A 14,251-nucleotide genomic window follows, 5' to 3' on the forward strand; every position below is an offset into this window, starting at 1 on the left:
TCCATGGCTCTCACCACCCTCGACCCGCGCACCGCGCTGGTCGTGATCGACCTGCAGAACGGCATCGTCGGGACGCCCGTCCAGCCGCACAGCGGGCCCGACGTGGTGGCCCGCAGTGTCGAGCTCGCCGACGCCTTCAGGGCCCGGAACCTCCCCGTCGTGCTGGTCCGGGTCTCCTTCGCCGCCGACGGTGCGGACGTCGTACCCGGCCGCACCGAGCGCGTACCCGGCGCCGGCGCCTTCCCGGAGGGCTGGGACGTCATCGTCGACGAACTGTCCGGCCACCCGGGGGACATCCACGTGACCAAGCGCAACTGGGGTGCCTTCCACGGCACCGGCCTCGACGTCCAGCTGCGCCGCCGCGGGGTCACCCAGATCGTGCTGACCGGTATCGCCACCAGCATCGGCGTCGAGTCGACCGCCCGGGCCGCGTACGAGCACGGCTACCACGTCACCCTCGCCACCGACGCGATGGCCGACCGAGATGTCGAGTCGCACCAGGGCAGCGTCGAGCGGATCTTCCCGCGCCTCGGCGAGACGGGCACGACCGCCGAGGTCCTGGAGCTGCTGGCCAAGACCCACCTGGTCTGATCCCGGGGCCGGTCGGACCCGTCGGTCCGAGCCGGCCTCCCGAGCGCCGGGCGGCGGCTTCCGCCCGGAGCACACCTGGCGGCCCCGGAACGACCGGGGCCGCTACAGGCGTATCAGGGACCCCGGCTCCGGAAGGTGCAGCCGGTCGGCCAGGCCCGCCTCCGAGAACGCCTCGGTGAGCTCGGCGCCGCCCTGTGTGAAGTGGGCCCAGTGCTCGAAGTGCAGAGGGACCACATGGCGGGCGCCGAGGATCCGGGCCGCCTCGGCGGCGTCCTCACTGGTCAGCGTCAGCGGGGCGTCCGGGACCAGCGGGGTGCGGGCGGCACCGGCGAACAGGACGGCCACGTCGAACGGGCCGAGCCGGTCGGCGATCGCACGCACCACGCCGAGTGAGGCGTTGTCCCCGCTGACGTACACGGTGGGCAGGCCCTCGCCGGACAGCACGAATCCGGTGACCTCGCCGACGACCGGCTCACTGCCCTCGGGGCCGTGCAGCGCGGGTACGGCCGTGACCCGCAGCACCCCGCCGTCCGGGCGTGGAAGGTCCGCGTGCTGCCAGGCCGGCAGGGCCCGCACCGGGGCGCCGATGCGGTCGTACGCCGACGCCGTGGAGAGAGTCAGCGGGACCGCGGCGAGGTAGCGGCGTCCGGCCGTGTCGAGGTTGTCCGGGTGCTGGTCGTGGGAGAGGAGGACGGCGTCGACCGGGGCGATCTCCGTCTCCGGGAGCGCCGGGCCTGCCGTCTTCACCAGGCTGCGCGAGCCGATGGGGTACTCGCCCGGCGGGTCGAAGGTGGGGTCGGTGAGGAGACGTACGCCGCCCAGCTCGATGACGGCGGTGGGGCCGCCCACGTAGAGGATGTCGGCAGTGGTCATGGCCTGCACAATCCAGTGGCGAACAGGGGTATTCCCACCGGTTTCGCGTGAGGGAGGGTGCGGGCGGCGCGAGGGCGCGACACTGGACCCATGTGCCGCAGTATCAAGACGCTCCGACCGCCCGTCATCCCCGAGGAGGCCACGGAGGACGAGATCCGGGCCGCCGCGCTCCAGTTCGTGCGCAAGGTCTCCGGTTTCCGCGCCCCGGCCGCCCACAACCGTGAGGTCTTCGACCACGCGGTCGACGCCGTCGCCGCGGCCACCGCGGAACTGCTCGCCGGGCTCGAGGTACGAGGACGGTCCCGTGACGCTACTTCCGCGGTTCCGGACGGCGTATGAGACAGGCCGCGCCGGCGCCCGCCGCGAACAGGGCCACCACCGAGACGCCCGTCGCCAGCCAGCTCGCGCCCAGCCACTGCCCGCCGAAGTAGCCGAGGGCCACGCTGTAGGCGGCCCAGGTGATGCCCGCCAGCGCCGACCAGGGCAGGAAGTCGCGAGCGCGGCGGTGGGCGGCGCCCGCACCCAGGGAGACGACCGAGCGGCCCGCGGGCGCGAACCGGGCGAGGATCACCAGGGCGCCGCCGCCGCGGGCGAGGGCCCTACCGAGATGTTCCTGCGCGCTGGTCAGCCGGCGCGAGCGTGCGATCGCGCGGTCCAGCCGGGCACCCCCGCGCCAGGCAAGCCGGTAGGCCACCAGGTCCCCCAGGACCGAGGCGGCCGCCGCGCACAGGATGAGCCCGAGGATGTCCGGAGCGTGCCCCACGGCCGTTCCGGCCGCCGCGGTCGCCGCCGCGATCACCAGTACGCCGCTCGGCAGCACCGGCAGGAAGACGTCCAGCAGCACCGACAGGGCCACCGCGGGGTATATCCAGGGGCTGTCGGCCAGCGACCCCACACTCTCCAACACGAACTCCCCGTCCGACTCCCCAGAGGCGACTGCGAGCCGCGATCTTTCGGGGGAGCGGCAGGAGCGGCCTTCGACAGCCGAACAGAGTACGCCGCGGTTGTGGCGGTAGATGCACCGGGGGCTGGTGAGGAGCCTGTGTGGCGGCCGGTCGCGGGAGGCACGGAAGGGCCCGACTCCGCCGCCGGGCGCGCCGTCCGTGCGCCGGGGTGGATCAGGCCGTGACGGGGTCCGAGGCAGGGCCTGCCGCGGTGACGGACCGGAAGGCGAGGAGGCGGTCCAGGCCGAACGCGCCGGAGCCGGTGAAGACCAGCAGCAGGACGGACCAGCAGAAGATCGCCGACATCTCGCCGCCGTTCTGGACCGGCCGCAGGGCGCCCGACTGGTGCACGTCGAAGTACGCGAACGCCATCGAGCCGGACGCCATGGACGCGGCACCTCGCGTGCCGAGGCCGCGCAGCACCAGGGCGCCGGCGACGAGCTGAATCACGGCGGCGTGCCGGAACGGCCAGGTGTCGGCCGGTACGGTGCACGCCTGATCTATGCGGGCAGTTCAACATTCGGCCAGGTGGCCGACCGTGCCGGCGGTTCCGTTTCCGCCGACGCGGTGCGCAGAACGGCCCGTGCCACCGCGTCGGAGTCGGACAAGGTGACCGAATCCACCCCGGGGCGGGCGCCCGCCGCGGTCACCCAGTGCACGCCCTCGGTGGGCACACCGAACGCGAACCGCCGTGGATGGGCGACGCCCTGACGGTCGATCAGGCGGTAGGGCCGCGGTGTGACGTCCACGCCTCCGGTTTCGTAACCGTCCACCGTGTGCGGACGGCATCCACCCGTTCGGAACAGGCCGCCGAGGAGTGCGTCGGCGGTGCGCCGTAGATCTGGCTCCGGCAGCCGCGCCTCGATGAGTGTGCGGACGCGTACGGTCGAGCCTGGGACGTCCGGCGAGTGGGCGACCCAGGCGCCGGACTCGGCCCGCACCTCCAGACACGGGCCCACCACCTCCAGTACGCCCGCCGCGATCAGCGCGGTCATCTCCTCGATGCGCCGCCTGGGCGGGCCGATGGACAGGAAGGCGTTGAGCGGGGTGTACCAGCGGTCCAGGTGATCCCGGCGGGAGGCGCCGGACAGACCGCCGTGGTCGACGATCAGCCGCAGCTCGTTGCGCAGATCGCGCAGCACGTCCAGGGCTGCCTTGAGCGGACCCTCCACATTGCCGAGCGCGGCCTGTGCGGCGTCCTCGCGCAGATGGGCAAGAAGCCAATCGCGCCATGCGGAGGGCGAGGCGAAGGTCCGTCCCCTATACGGGCGGGAGACGCGTTTCCAGCACCAGCGGTCCGTATCCGGTATGCCGAACTCGTCCAGGAGCGCGCTCTCCTCGGGGGCGCGGTGGCGGGCGGCGAGGAAACGGCCCCGGAAGCCGGGCCGTTCGGCACCCCGGCGCGCCAACAGCGCCTCGTAGTAGACCGTTTCCACCTCCTTGGCCACGAGCGGCCACAGCTCTTCCCTGAAGTCCGGCGCCTCGCCCGAGTCGGCGCGCTTACGGAAGCGGGCTGTCACCTCGTCCGTCAGCAGCAGGGGGACATGGCGGCCGTAGGGGCCCTTGGCGTTGTCGCCGCGCGCCTGGTACGGCACACCGCGGCGGGATCCGGCGTACAGCTGCGGCTCATGCCCCGAGGGCCGGTAGCGCAGCCCTTCGGCGGTGCGGACGAACCGGCCGCCGCGGCCCGTCGTGAGCAGGGCCATGTGGTCGAAGAAGTTGAGGCCCAGCCCACGAAGCAGGACCGTTTCCCCGGGTGCGAGCGGGGAGAGGTCGACGTCCGCCGGGTTGGCCGGCGGGATGTGGCGCAGCCCGTGACGGACCGCATGCGCGGCGAGCCGGAGCCGGTCGGGGTCCGCTGCGGCGGGCAGATGGCCCTGGGCCAGGACCACGGCGGACAGTCCGGTCAGGGTGCGCCCGGTGGCGAGGGTGAGGGTCTGGCGGCCGTCGGACGCGTCCTGCAGGCGTATCGCGCGGGCGTTGTGCACCTGGACCCGGACCGCGGCCGGGGCGCCGCCCACCGCACGGGCGAACACCCACTCCAGGTACCGGCCGTACTGGGCGCGGGTGGGGTAGTCGTCGGGTCCCAACGGGCTTGTGGCGCTCCTGTGTTCGGGGCCTTGGGACTCCAACTCACCAGCGGGAGCCGGTCTGTCGCCGTGAGCCCACTCGTACAGGCTCGGTCCGGGCCGGATCGGCCCCGCGCACTCGACGCTCTCGTCCGTGAACAGCGTCACCTGTGAGGCCACCGTGTTCATCAGCAACTCGGGGGACTGCGCGGTGCGCCAGACGCGGCCCGGCCCCGGCGGTGCCGGGTCCACGACGTGCACGGTCAGTCGCGCGCCGGGTGGGAGGAGTTCCGGGGCGGAGGCGCAGAGGCGTTCCAGGACGCTGGTGCCGCGTGGTCCCGCGCCGACGACGGCGACGGAGACGGACACGGATTCCATGGTCGCGGCAGACAAAACGGGTGACTCCCGGGCGTGTGGGGGCGCAGGGTGACAGACGTGCCGGTGGAACCCGGCAGTCCGCATCATCATGCCGTCGCGGGCCGCGGAAGCCAACGCGCGTCCCACACGCCCCGGATGTCCCTCATGAGGTGGTCAAGGGCGACTCCTCCACGGTCGTGAGCCGTGCCTTTCCGGTCCCGTCCGGACGTGCCCGGTCGACCCGCAATGACGCGGAACGGCCGTGCAGTGTCAGCGTCATGAGGTGGTTGCCGAACCACGGGCCGCCTCTGCGGCGCCAGTCGAGACGGGGTCGCGGGCCCCGTCCGTGGCGGGCCAGGCGGCGGCCGAGGAACCGCCCGAGGCCGCTCCAGCCGAAGCGGAAGCCGAGTCTTATGGACCACGGGACGGAGTTGTGGACCGGGGAGCAGGTCAGCTGGAGCACACGGGCGTCGGGCCCGGCGTCCGGCCACATGGGCTCGGCGATGTACGCGTGGTGCACATCGCCGGACAGCACGGACACACTGGCCGGCGCCCCCGGCCCCGCCCCCGCCTCGGCGATGAGGTCGGCCAGTGCCTGGAACGACTCCGGGAACGCCGCCCAGTGCTCCAGGTCCGCGCCTTGGCGCAGGCGTTCGCCGAAGCGGGCCCAGCGGGCCCCGCGACGGCCCCGGCACAGGGCGGCACTCCAGGCCTCGGCGTCGTGTACGAGATGGGGGAGCAGCCAGGGCAGGGAGCTGCCGATCAGCAGATGGTCGCAGCCGTTCCGGGCGCCGAGCGCCTGCTCGCGCAGCCACTGTGCCTCGGCGGGAGCCAGCATCGCCCGGCCGTCCTCGTCGAGGACGCGGGCCGCCCGGGTGTCCACCATCACCACCCTCACGCGGCCGAAGTCCCGGTGGTAGCTCCAGCGGACGGTGCCGGGGTGGGTGTCGGCCTGGGCGGCGTACGCGCGCAGGACGTCCGTGCCGTCCGGGGTCTCGCGCACGGCCGCGTAGAGCGGGTCGGCGGCCAGCTCCGCCGGGGAGAGATTGCCGACGTGCTGGTGGACCCAGTACGACATCAGGCCGCTCAGCAGCCGCTCGCGCCACCACGCGGTCGCGCGCACACCGGCGAGCCAGGACGCGCTGGTGTTCCAGTCGTCGATGATGTCGTGGTCGTCGAAGATCATGCAGCTGGGCACGGTCGACAGCAGCCAGCGGATCTCCGGGTCCCGCCACGACTCGTGGTACAGCCAGCTGTACTCCTCGTAGTCCGCCACCTGGCTGCCGATGGGGTCCGCCCGGTCCGGGCGGAACCGGGAACGCCGGGAAGGACCGGCGAACCCGCGGCGGGCGGTGATCCGCTCGCGCATCGCGGACGAGGTCTCGTCCGCGTACACCTGGTCGCCCAACAGCAGCAGGACGTCGGGACGTTCGGCGTCCGGGGCGGCGGCAAGGCGCGCCGCCAGTGTGTCCAGCGCGTCGGGGCCCACCGGGTCCTTGCGGCCGACGGGGGGCGCGGCCCAGCGGCAGGAGCCGAAGGTGACGCGGAGCACCTCGGGGTCCGGGGTGCGTATGGAGGAGGGCGGGAACGGCGACTCGGGCGGTGGCCATACGGGAGTGCCGTCCAGCAGCACTTCGTACGGCTCCGTGGTGCCCGGCACGAGTCCGGTCACGGGCACGATCGCGTAGTGGTGCCCGGCGATGTGGAAGGTCCTGGCCGTGCCGTGGGCGCCCGAGGGGCAGCGCACCTCGGCGGTGCAGGGGCGGCTCGCCTCGACCCACACGGTCGCGGACGAGCCGTCCACGTATCTCAGCAGCGGCCCCAGGCACAGTCTCGCCACGGTGATCCCCTCCTCCGTCGCCCCGTACGGTACGGAACGACGGAGGTGAGCGGGGAGGGGCCGGAGATCAGCAGTTGGCGAGGTAGCTCTGCAGCGCGCTCTTCTCGGCCGAGTCGACCGAGAGGTTGTAGTAGTGCTTCACCTGCACCCAGGCCCGGACGTACGTGCAGCGGTAGGCCGTGCGGGACGGCATCCAGGTGGCCGGGTCCTGGTCGCCCTTGGCCTGGTTGACGTTGTCGGTGACGGCGAGCAGCTGCGGACGGGTGATGTCGTTGGCGAACGCCTGGCGCTGGGACGTCGTCCACTTGCCGGCGCCGGAGTCCCAGGCCTCGGCGAGCGGGACCAGGTGGTCGATGTCGAGGTCGGAGGCGGCGGTCCAGGTCGCGCCGTCGTACGGGGAGTACCAGCTGCCGCTGGTGGCGGCGCAGGAGGAGTCGGTGACGACGTTCGAGCCGTCGCGCTTGAGGATGTACTCGCGGGTGTTGCAGGTGCCGCTGATGGTGATCCAGGTCGGGAAGAGGTCGCGGTTGTAGCCGGTGCGGTTCTCCGTCGCCACGGTGAGCGAGGCGAGGTAGCTGCGGGCGGTGGCGCCACTGACCGGAGTGGGGAGTGCGGCCGAGGCGGTCGGACCGTTGAAGAGTCCGACGGAGGCTATGAGTCCGGTAAGAGCCGCGAGTATGCTGACGCGTCGACGCGCGTAGACCTTGAGCATGTGAACTCCCTTGTGGGGTGGGGGTGTTGAGGTGCGAGCCAGGACATGCTCGCGGGGGCGCGTTGCCTGGAGGTATGCGTCCGGTTAGACGCTAGTGACGCGTACATGACACAACAAGGGGTGTGACATGACTTACGGCCCCTGAAGGGCCGCCCGGTGGTCGCGTAGCATGGGGCGCGCAGAAGGGGAGTAGCTCTTCGCCGGACCGTCGACATACTGCTCAGCTCGTCTGAGCCGGCGCCCGGAGGTGGATCCTTGTCGAGGATCGGCCAGCGAGACCTTCGGCATGCAGCGCACATCCGTGTCCTCGGCACGGGTGACCCGTGCGCTGCCGTGCCGAGGTGTTGCGGCAGTCACAGCGCTCTCGGTGGGGCAGCCCCGACCGATTGAGGAATTTTGATCAGCATCACCGTCCTGGCGCTCGTCTTCGGCGTCGTCTTCCTGGCCGAGCTGCCGGACAAGACGGCCCTCGCCGGACTCGTCCTCGGCACCCGCTACCGCGCCTCGTACGTCTTCGCCGGTGTCGCCGCCGCCTTCCTGCTGCACGTCGTGCTCGCCGTCGCGGCGGGCAGTCTGCTGACCCTGCTGCCGCAGCAGATCGTGCACGGGATCACCGGAGTGCTCTTCCTCGGGGGCGCGGCCGTGCTGCTGCTGAAGAAGGGCGACGACGACGAGGAGATCCGCCGGCCGGAGAACCAGAGCTTCTGGAAGGTGTCGACCGCGGGCTTCATGCTCATCCTGGTCGCCGAGTTCGGCGACCTCACCCAGATCATGACGGCCAACCTCGCCGCCCGCTACGACGACCCCCTCTCGGTGGGTCTCGGCGCCGTCCTCGCCCTGTGGGCCGTCGCGGGCCTCGGTATCGTCGGCGGCAGGGCGCTGATGAAGAGGGTGCCGCTGAAGCTGATCACCAAGGTGGCGGCGCTGCTGATGCTGGGCCTCGGGGTATGGAGCCTGTACGAGGCCGTCGCGGCGTGACGCGAGTGCCGCGGGCTGCGGCACAGATGTCCGTTCGCCTGTCGCTACGGCGTCCATGCGGTGTCGCAGCGGTGTCCTCGAGATGACCGTTCCGGAGGGAGCGACTCCGATGCAGGTCAGGGGCGGTGGCACGAGGCGAGCCTGTTTTGTATCGTGAAGGAACAAAGTGGCTCCCGTCCGCTCCCCCTGACCGGCGGGCGGGGCCGCCTTGTCCCTGGGGCCGCCCGTCGGCCCCTTCCTCGCGCACTGGAGCCATGCCGATGCCGGCCACGACCGTTCTCACCGCCCGCGCCCTCCTGCTGGACATGGACGGCACCCTCGTCAACTCCGACGCCGTCGTGGAGCGCTGCTGGCGGCGCTGGGCGGACCGGCACGGGCTGGACGCGGACGAGGTGATGAAGGTCGTGCACGGACGCCAGGGGTACGCGTCCATGGCCGTCCTGCTGCCGGACCGCCCCATGGAGCAGAACTTCGCCGACAACGACCGCATGCTCGCCGAGGAGACCGCGGACGTGGACGGCGTGGTCGAGGTTCCCGGCGCCTCCGCGTTCCTCGCCTCCCTGGCCGGGCTCCCGCACGCCCTCGTGACGTCGGCGGACGTGGCACTGTCCACCGCCCGTATGGGTGCGGCGGGCCTGAAGCTGCCCGACCTGCGGATCACCGCCGAGTGCGTGGGCGCGAGCAAGCCTGACCCCGAGGGCTTTCTGAAGGGTGCCGCCGAACTGGGTGTCGCCCCTGAGGACTGCGTCGTCTTCGAGGACTCCGGCGCCGGTATCACCGCGGGGCGCGCCGCCGGGATGCGGGTGGTCGGCGTCGGCCACCGGGCCGGTGTGCACAGCCCCGACGTCCTGGTCCCGGACCTGACCCGGGTGCGCGCCGAGGCGGCGGAGGGCGGGACCATCCGGGTGCACATCGGCTGACCGGGCGGTGTCCCGCCGGGCGCGTCAGGGCTCGGTCGTCTCCGACTCCAGCTTCAGCCTGGTGGCGGGCCCGTACACCCCGTACTCGTCCCCGGTGACGCCGCGCGCGAACTGGTAGGTGCGCACCGCGTACTCCACCTGGCTGTCGTACTCGCCGTCCGCCTTGCCGCTGTGCAGGTTCAGCTGACGCAGCCGGAGCTGGAGCTCGGTGACCTCGGGGCCCTCGTCGCCCGGCCGCAGGACGAGGCCGGCATCGCTCCCGGAGGTCGGGGACGGCGATCCGCTGGCCCTCGCGGTCGTGGCCGAGCGGCTCGGGGCGGCGGAGACGGAAGGGGTCGGTGACGCGCTGTACGTCACCGAGGGCGAGGGGCTGCCGGTCGGCGACGGCGGCGCACTCACCGAAGGTGCCGCCGCCGAGACCGTGGACGGCGGGGCCGACACCTCGCTCGGCGACGAGGCCTCCGGCACGCTCGCCCGGATGCCCTCGGGCAGTGCCCCGTCCCGCTACGGCGACTTGTACGACAGCAGCCCGCCGACGAGCGCCGCGGCCGCCGCGATCACCACGACCGCCCCGCCGGCGGCCAGCAGCACGGTGCGCCGACTACGGCCCGCCGGCTCCTCGTCCGCGAAGGCGGGGGCCGCGTGAGCACCGTTCTCGCCTGTTCCGCCGGGCACGGCGCCGAGCCGCATGGTCTCCTCCGGCCCCGCGGCACCCTCCGGCACGGCACTCCGAGTCGGCGGCACGGCAGCGAGCCGGACCGTCTCGTCCACGGCGGCCGGCCGGACGCTCTCGCCCGCGCCCGGCAGGACGACCGTCTCGTCCGCGGCCGCCCCCCGTGCGGTCCCGTCCGTGTCCGCAGCGGTCCGCCGGGCGGTGTCCGGCCCCGTGCCGAGCCCCTCTGTCCCCGCCGGCTCGGTGGCCGGCCCCTGCGTCCCGCCAGGGGTGCTCTGCCCCCCGGCTCCCTCCGGTCCGGGAGTCGGACGCCCGGTGTCCTCCCGTACGGCCGCGAGCCGCATGGTCTCGTCGGGTGCGGCTGCCCCGGCCGCCGGCGCCTCCGCTGCCCGGCCCGGGTCCCCCGGAACCTCGGTCGCGGGGACCGCGAGTTCCACATAGGGACGGATCCGCAGCGGATCGAAGTCCTCTGCCGCGGCCGCCTCCGCCGTCCGGGCGTCCCGGAGCGCTTCGGACGCCCGCCGGGTGCACCCGCACGACGGCGTGCCGTCCGGCCGTCGCGGTGCCGCGCACTCCGGGCAGGTCTGTCCGTTCGTTCCGCTCACGCGTGGGTCCCCTCCCCGACGAATTCCAGAAATTATGCAGATCTCCCTCACGTAATCTCCCAGAGCCCCCCGGAATCTCCGCTTCCTATCGGGACTCAACAGGCCATAACTGGTCATACCGACCACGATGAGAGTGGACGATGGACGGGAATCCCCGGGACCGAGCGGGGCCCCCGGGCCCCAGGGTCCACGGAGGTCGTACGACCGTCCCCGGGAGGCCTTCATGACCGACGACACGCAGGGCAGGGCGGGAGAGGCAGCAGCGGCAGGCGACGGCATGGGCGATGTCGGCGGCGGACTGCTCGCCGGGCGGCGCACGTCCGTGGACAGGAGCGTCCAGGGCGACGTCCTCGTCTCCATCGGTGCACTTCTGCTGGGCATGCTGCTCGCCGCGCTCGACCAGACCATCGTCTCGACGGCGCTGCCGACCATCGTCAGCGACCTCGGCGGCCTCGACCATCTGTCCTGGGTGGTCACCGCCTATCTGCTCGCCTCGACCGCGGCGACCCCGCTGTGGGGCAAGCTCGGCGACCAGTACGGGCGCAAGAAGCTGTTCCAGGCCGCGATCGTGATCTTCCTGATCGGGTCGGCGCTGTGCGGCATGTCCCAGAACATGCTCGAGCTCATCGCCTTCCGCGCGGTCCAGGGGCTCGGCGGCGGCGGACTCATCGTGCTGTCGATGGCGATCGTCGGCGACATAGTCCCGCCCCGGGAACGGGGCCGTTACCAGGGACTCTTCGGCGCCGTCTTCGGCGCCACCAGCGTGCTCGGGCCGCTCCTCGGCGGGCTGTTCACCCAGCACCTCAGCTGGCGCTGGGTGTTCTACGTCAATCTTCCCGTCGGCATCGTGGCCCTCGCGGTGATCGCGACGGTCCTGCGCATCCCGCGGAAGGCCGAGCGGCACGTGATCGACTACCTCGGCACCCTTCTCATCGCCTCCGTGGCCACCTGCCTGGTCCTGGTCGCCTCGCTCGGCGGCACGACCTGGCCCTGGGCCTCGCCGCAGATCATCGGCCTGGCGATCCTCGGGGCCGTGCTGCTCGTGGCCTTCGTGCTCGTCGAACGCCGGGCGAAGGAACCCGTGCTCCCGCTGAGGCTCTTCGGCGTCCGCACCTTCACGCTCTCCGCGATCATCAGCTTCATCGTGGGCTTCGCGATGTTCGGTGCGATGACGTACCTGCCGACGTTCCTGCAGATCGTCCACGGCATCACCCCGACCAGCTCCGGTGTGCACATGCTGCCGATGGTGGTCGGCATGCTGCTGTCGTCCACCGGCTCCGGCCAGATCGTCAGCCGCACCGGACGCTGGAAGGTGTTCCCGATCGCGGGCACCGCCGTGACCACGGTCGGCCTTCTTCTGCTCCACCAGCTCGACGAGCACAGCGGCACCGCGGAGATGAGCGGCTACTTCTTCGTCTTCGGCCTGGGCCTCGGCCTGGTGATGCAGGTCCTGGTGCTGATCGTGCAGAACGCCGTCGGCTACGAGGATCTCGGCGTCGCCACCTCCGGCGCCACCTTCTTCCGCTCCATCGGAGCCTCCTTCGGCGTGGCCATCTTCGGCACGGTGTTCGCGAGCCGGCTCGGCCACAACCTCACCGTGGCGCTCGCCGGGCGCTCGCTCCCGCCGGGCGTAGGGCCGGACGCCCTGAAGGCCGACCCGCGCGGTATCGCCGCTCTTCCGGCCTCTGTACGGCCCTCCGTCCTGCACGCGTTCGCCGTGTCGATCACCGACGTCTTCCTCTACGCCGCCCCGGTCGCCCTCCTCGGCTTCGTCCTGGCGTGGTTCCTGCGCGAGGACACGCTGCGCGGTTCGGTGACGGCGCCGGACGGGACGGAGACGCTGGCGAGCAACCCCGTGCAGCGTTCGTCCTACGACGAGGTGTGCCGGGCGCTGTCCCTTCTGGGCTCCCGTGACGGGCGGCGCCAGGTCTACGACAAGATCACCTCGCGGGCCGGGTACGACCTGCTGCCCGGAGCGAGCTGGTTGCTGCTGCGCATCAAGAAGTACGGCTGGGCCGAGCCGGGGGTGCTGGCCGAGCGCAGCACGGTCCCGCTGAAGGTCATCCTCGCCGCCTCGCGGCAGCTGGAGGAGCGGGGTCTGGCCCGGCGCGAGGGACTGGACCTGTACCTGACCCAGGAGGGCCGTGAGGTCGCCGTGCGCCTGGCCAAGGCGCGTGAGGAGTCCCTGGCCGAACTGCTCGGCGACTGGTGGGCCCCGGACCGCCCGACCGATCTGGTCAAGCTGGTCCGGGAGCTGAACACGGAGATGTGCGGCAGCGACGCGGAGCGTCCCGGCGAGCGGTCCCGGACCGGCCCGCCCGAACGGGCCTAGGCCAGCCGCTTCGCGAACCAGTGCTCCGCGTACGCCTGGTCGTTGTGCGGCTCGGTCTCCTCGTACCCGAGGCGGGTGTACAGAGCGCGGGCCTCGACCAGGTCGTGGCGGGTGTCCAGGACGATCCTCCGTGCGCCGAGCGCGCGGGCCGCCTTCTCGGCGGCGGTCACGAGGAGTGGGGCGCCGCCCCGGCCGCGCAGCTCCTCGCGCACGAAGACCCGCTTCAGTTCCGCGGTGCCGGAGTCCAGCAGCTGGACGCCGGCGGTGCCTGCCGCCTCGCCCTCGTACCGGGCCACCAGCAGCAGCCCGCCCGGCGGGGCCAGATACCCGCCGGTGTCGGCGGCGATCTCCCGCTCCAGCTCGTCCGGGTCGGTGGCACGCCCCTCGTGGAGCTGGTACCAGCGATCGCTGACCTCCGTGTAGTACGCCCGCCACAGCGCGGCGGCGACGGGCGAGTCATGGGGCTCTGAGGCGACGGTCCAGGTCATGCCGGACATTGTCGTGAACGGCCGGGCAGCCGGCGCAAGCGAATTTGCGGGGCCGCCACCCGGTGACGACGGTCCGCTCCGGTCCGCTCCCCGGCGCACACGGGCCGCGGGGCGGCGTGCTCCGGCCGTGCGCCGGTCGTTTGGCTGCGGCGGTCCGGGCAACCCGGGCGGAAGACGGCCCGCAGGGCCGAGAGACCGGAAGGCATCCATGTCCACAGGCGTGATCATCGTTCTGATCGTGATCGTGATCGTGGCGGCCGTCCTCGCGGGCGCGGCCGCCTTGTCCCCTCGTGCCCGGAGCGCGTTCGCCGGGGGAGGTCTGAAAAGCCGCTTCGGGCCCGAGTACGAGCGCACCGTGGCCCGTCACGACGGCGACACCAAGGCCGCCGAGCGGGAACTCGACGAGCGGCTGAAGCGGTACGGCTCGCTGCACGAGCAGCCGCTGGAGCCGTCCGAACGCGAGCGGTACACGGCGCGCTGGACGGCGGCGCAGGAGCGGTTCGTCGACTCCCCGAGGGACGCGGTGGCCGAGGCGGACCGGCTGCTCGCCGAGCTGGCGGGCGCACGGGGCTTCCCGGACGGCGGCCGCTACGAGGAGCAGCTCGACGCGCTGTCCGTGCACCACCCCCACCATGTCCACGGCTACCGCCGGCTGCACCGGGCCGCACTCGCCCAGGCCCACGGCGACACCGAGGAACTGCGCGCGGCCCTGCTGGACGCGCGCGGCCTCTTCGAGGAGCTCACGGCGCCCGCGCGCCAGGAGCAGGCCGCTCCCTCGGAGGAGACGCCCGCGCGGACCCCGGCCCGTGACACGGGGAAGTCCCGCCACGCGTGGACGTTCCACCGGCAGCACGCGAAGGGGAGTTGAG

14 protein-coding genes and 1 pseudogene are annotated in these 14,251 nt (G+C 72.6%); 6 read left to right on the forward strand and 9 right to left on the reverse strand.

The window, feature by feature from the left end; translation table 11 throughout:
• Window positions 1-3 precede the first annotated feature (3 nt).
• Window positions 4-591: a hydrolase gene (locus ABZ904_RS04805; protein ID WP_359393211.1), complete on the forward strand. Its 588-nt coding sequence runs from the start codon at window positions 4-6 to the stop codon at window positions 589-591.
• 102 nt (window positions 592-693) lie between these two features.
• Here the strand turns inward: ABZ904_RS04805 and ABZ904_RS04810 are convergent, their stop codons facing one another.
• Entirely contained in the window at window positions 694-1,464 is a 771-nt protein-coding gene (locus ABZ904_RS04810; protein ID WP_360988751.1) for an MBL fold metallo-hydrolase, read from the reverse strand.
• A gap of 90 nt (window positions 1,465-1,554) precedes the next feature.
• Here ABZ904_RS04810 and ABZ904_RS04815 point away from each other — a divergent pair, with 90 nt between their 5' ends.
• Window positions 1,555-1,803, forward strand: a complete 249-nt coding sequence (locus ABZ904_RS04815) for a DUF2277 domain-containing protein (protein ID WP_359393215.1) — start codon at window positions 1,555-1,557, stop codon at window positions 1,801-1,803.
• Here the strand turns inward: ABZ904_RS04815 and ABZ904_RS04820 are convergent.
• The 5 genes and pseudogenes from ABZ904_RS04820 to ABZ904_RS04840 all read right to left on the reverse strand — a co-directional run bounded on the left by ABZ904_RS04820 (window position 1,775) and on the right by ABZ904_RS04840 (window position 7,386).
• Entirely contained in the window at window positions 1,775-2,371 is a 597-nt protein-coding gene (locus tag ABZ904_RS04820) for a VTT domain-containing protein (protein ID WP_361821142.1), read from the reverse strand. The genes ABZ904_RS04815 and ABZ904_RS04820 overlap by 29 nt on opposite strands.
• A 211-nt stretch (window positions 2,372-2,582) precedes the next feature.
• A pseudogene (locus ABZ904_RS04825) lies at window positions 2,583-2,897 on the reverse strand (DoxX family protein); the annotation flags it as partial.
• Window positions 2,898-2,908: 11 nt separating this feature from the next.
• Window positions 2,909-4,855 (reverse strand): FAD/NAD(P)-binding protein, encoded by a 1,947-nt coding sequence (locus ABZ904_RS04830; RefSeq protein WP_361821145.1) that lies wholly within the window; start codon window positions 4,853-4,855, stop codon window positions 2,909-2,911.
• Window positions 4,856-4,997: 142 nt separating this feature from the next.
• Window positions 4,998-6,674, reverse strand: coding sequence for an alkaline phosphatase D family protein (locus ABZ904_RS04835; RefSeq protein ID WP_361821148.1), 1,677 nt, complete (start codon window positions 6,672-6,674; stop codon window positions 4,998-5,000).
• A gap of 67 nt (window positions 6,675-6,741) precedes the next feature.
• On the reverse strand, window positions 6,742-7,386 hold the full coding sequence (locus ABZ904_RS04840; protein ID WP_359393224.1) for an HNH endonuclease family protein: 645 nt from the start codon (window positions 7,384-7,386) through the stop codon (window positions 6,742-6,744).
• A gap of 396 nt (window positions 7,387-7,782) precedes the next feature.
• On the opposite strand from ABZ904_RS04840, the gene ABZ904_RS04845 reads away from it, so the two are divergent.
• Window positions 7,783-8,364, forward strand: a complete 582-nt coding sequence (locus ABZ904_RS04845) for a TMEM165/GDT1 family protein (RefSeq protein ID WP_359393226.1) — start codon at window positions 7,783-7,785, stop codon at window positions 8,362-8,364.
• A 254-nt stretch (window positions 8,365-8,618) separates the two neighbouring features.
• Complete coding sequence (locus ABZ904_RS04850; protein ID WP_361821152.1) at window positions 8,619-9,284, forward strand: HAD family hydrolase; 666 nt, start codon at window positions 8,619-8,621, stop codon at window positions 9,282-9,284.
• 24 nt (window positions 9,285-9,308) lie between these two features.
• On the opposite strand, the gene ABZ904_RS04855 is transcribed toward ABZ904_RS04850, so the two are convergent.
• Complete coding sequence (locus ABZ904_RS04855) at window positions 9,309-9,752, reverse strand: peptidoglycan-binding protein (protein ID WP_361821155.1); 444 nt, start codon at window positions 9,750-9,752, stop codon at window positions 9,309-9,311.
• A gap of 36 nt (window positions 9,753-9,788) precedes the next feature.
• Window positions 9,789-10,562, reverse strand: coding sequence for a hypothetical protein (locus tag ABZ904_RS04860; RefSeq protein WP_361821158.1), 774 nt, complete (start codon window positions 10,560-10,562; stop codon window positions 9,789-9,791).
• A 379-nt stretch (window positions 10,563-10,941) separates the two neighbouring features.
• On the opposite strand from ABZ904_RS04860, the gene ABZ904_RS04865 reads away from it, so the two are divergent.
• Window positions 10,942-12,894 (forward strand): MDR family MFS transporter, encoded by a 1,953-nt coding sequence (locus ABZ904_RS04865; protein ID WP_361821304.1) that lies wholly within the window; start codon window positions 10,942-10,944, stop codon window positions 12,892-12,894.
• Here ABZ904_RS04865 and ABZ904_RS04870 read toward each other — a convergent pair.
• The gene (locus ABZ904_RS04870) at window positions 12,891-13,391 is read right to left on the reverse strand and encodes a GNAT family N-acetyltransferase (RefSeq protein ID WP_361821161.1); all 501 of its coding nucleotides are present in this window, start codon (window positions 13,389-13,391) and stop codon (window positions 12,891-12,893) included. The two genes, ABZ904_RS04865 and ABZ904_RS04870, sit on opposite strands and share 4 nt — an antisense overlap.
• 199 nt (window positions 13,392-13,590) lie before the next feature.
• On the opposite strand from ABZ904_RS04870, the gene ABZ904_RS04875 reads away from it, so the two are divergent.
• The gene (locus ABZ904_RS04875) at window positions 13,591-14,250 is read left to right on the forward strand and encodes a hypothetical protein (RefSeq protein WP_360988774.1); all 660 of its coding nucleotides are present in this window, start codon (window positions 13,591-13,593) and stop codon (window positions 14,248-14,250) included.
• Window position 14,251 lies beyond the last annotated feature (1 nt).

Origin of the sequence: Streptomyces sp. NPDC046900, assembly GCF_040644975.1 — a bacterium.
Lineage (GTDB): Bacteria > Actinomycetota > Actinomycetes > Streptomycetales > Streptomycetaceae > Streptomyces.

Coding starts and splice junctions, on each gene's coding strand:
- ABZ904_RS04850 (WP_361821152.1), top strand. CDS start 8,619: ATGCCGATGCCGGCCACGACCGTTCTCACCGCCCGCGCCCTCCTGCTG.
- ABZ904_RS04805 (WP_359393211.1), top strand. CDS start 4: ATGGCTCTCACCACCCTCGACCCGCGCACCGCGCTGGTCGTGATCGAC.
- ABZ904_RS04870 (WP_361821161.1), bottom strand. CDS start 13,391: ATGTCCGGCATGACCTGGACCGTCGCCTCAGAGCCCCATGACTCGCCC.
- ABZ904_RS04830 (WP_361821145.1), bottom strand. CDS start 4,855: ATGGAATCCGTGTCCGTCTCCGTCGCCGTCGTCGGCGCGGGACCACGC.
- ABZ904_RS04865 (WP_361821304.1), top strand. CDS start 10,942: ATGCTGCTCGCCGCGCTCGACCAGACCATCGTCTCGACGGCGCTGCCG.
- ABZ904_RS04815 (WP_359393215.1), top strand. CDS start 1,555: ATGTGCCGCAGTATCAAGACGCTCCGACCGCCCGTCATCCCCGAGGAG.
- ABZ904_RS04875 (WP_360988774.1), top strand. CDS start 13,591: ATGTCCACAGGCGTGATCATCGTTCTGATCGTGATCGTGATCGTGGCG.
- ABZ904_RS04840 (WP_359393224.1), bottom strand. CDS start 7,386: ATGCTCAAGGTCTACGCGCGTCGACGCGTCAGCATACTCGCGGCTCTT.
- ABZ904_RS04810 (WP_360988751.1), bottom strand. CDS start 1,464: ATGACCACTGCCGACATCCTCTACGTGGGCGGCCCCACCGCCGTCATC.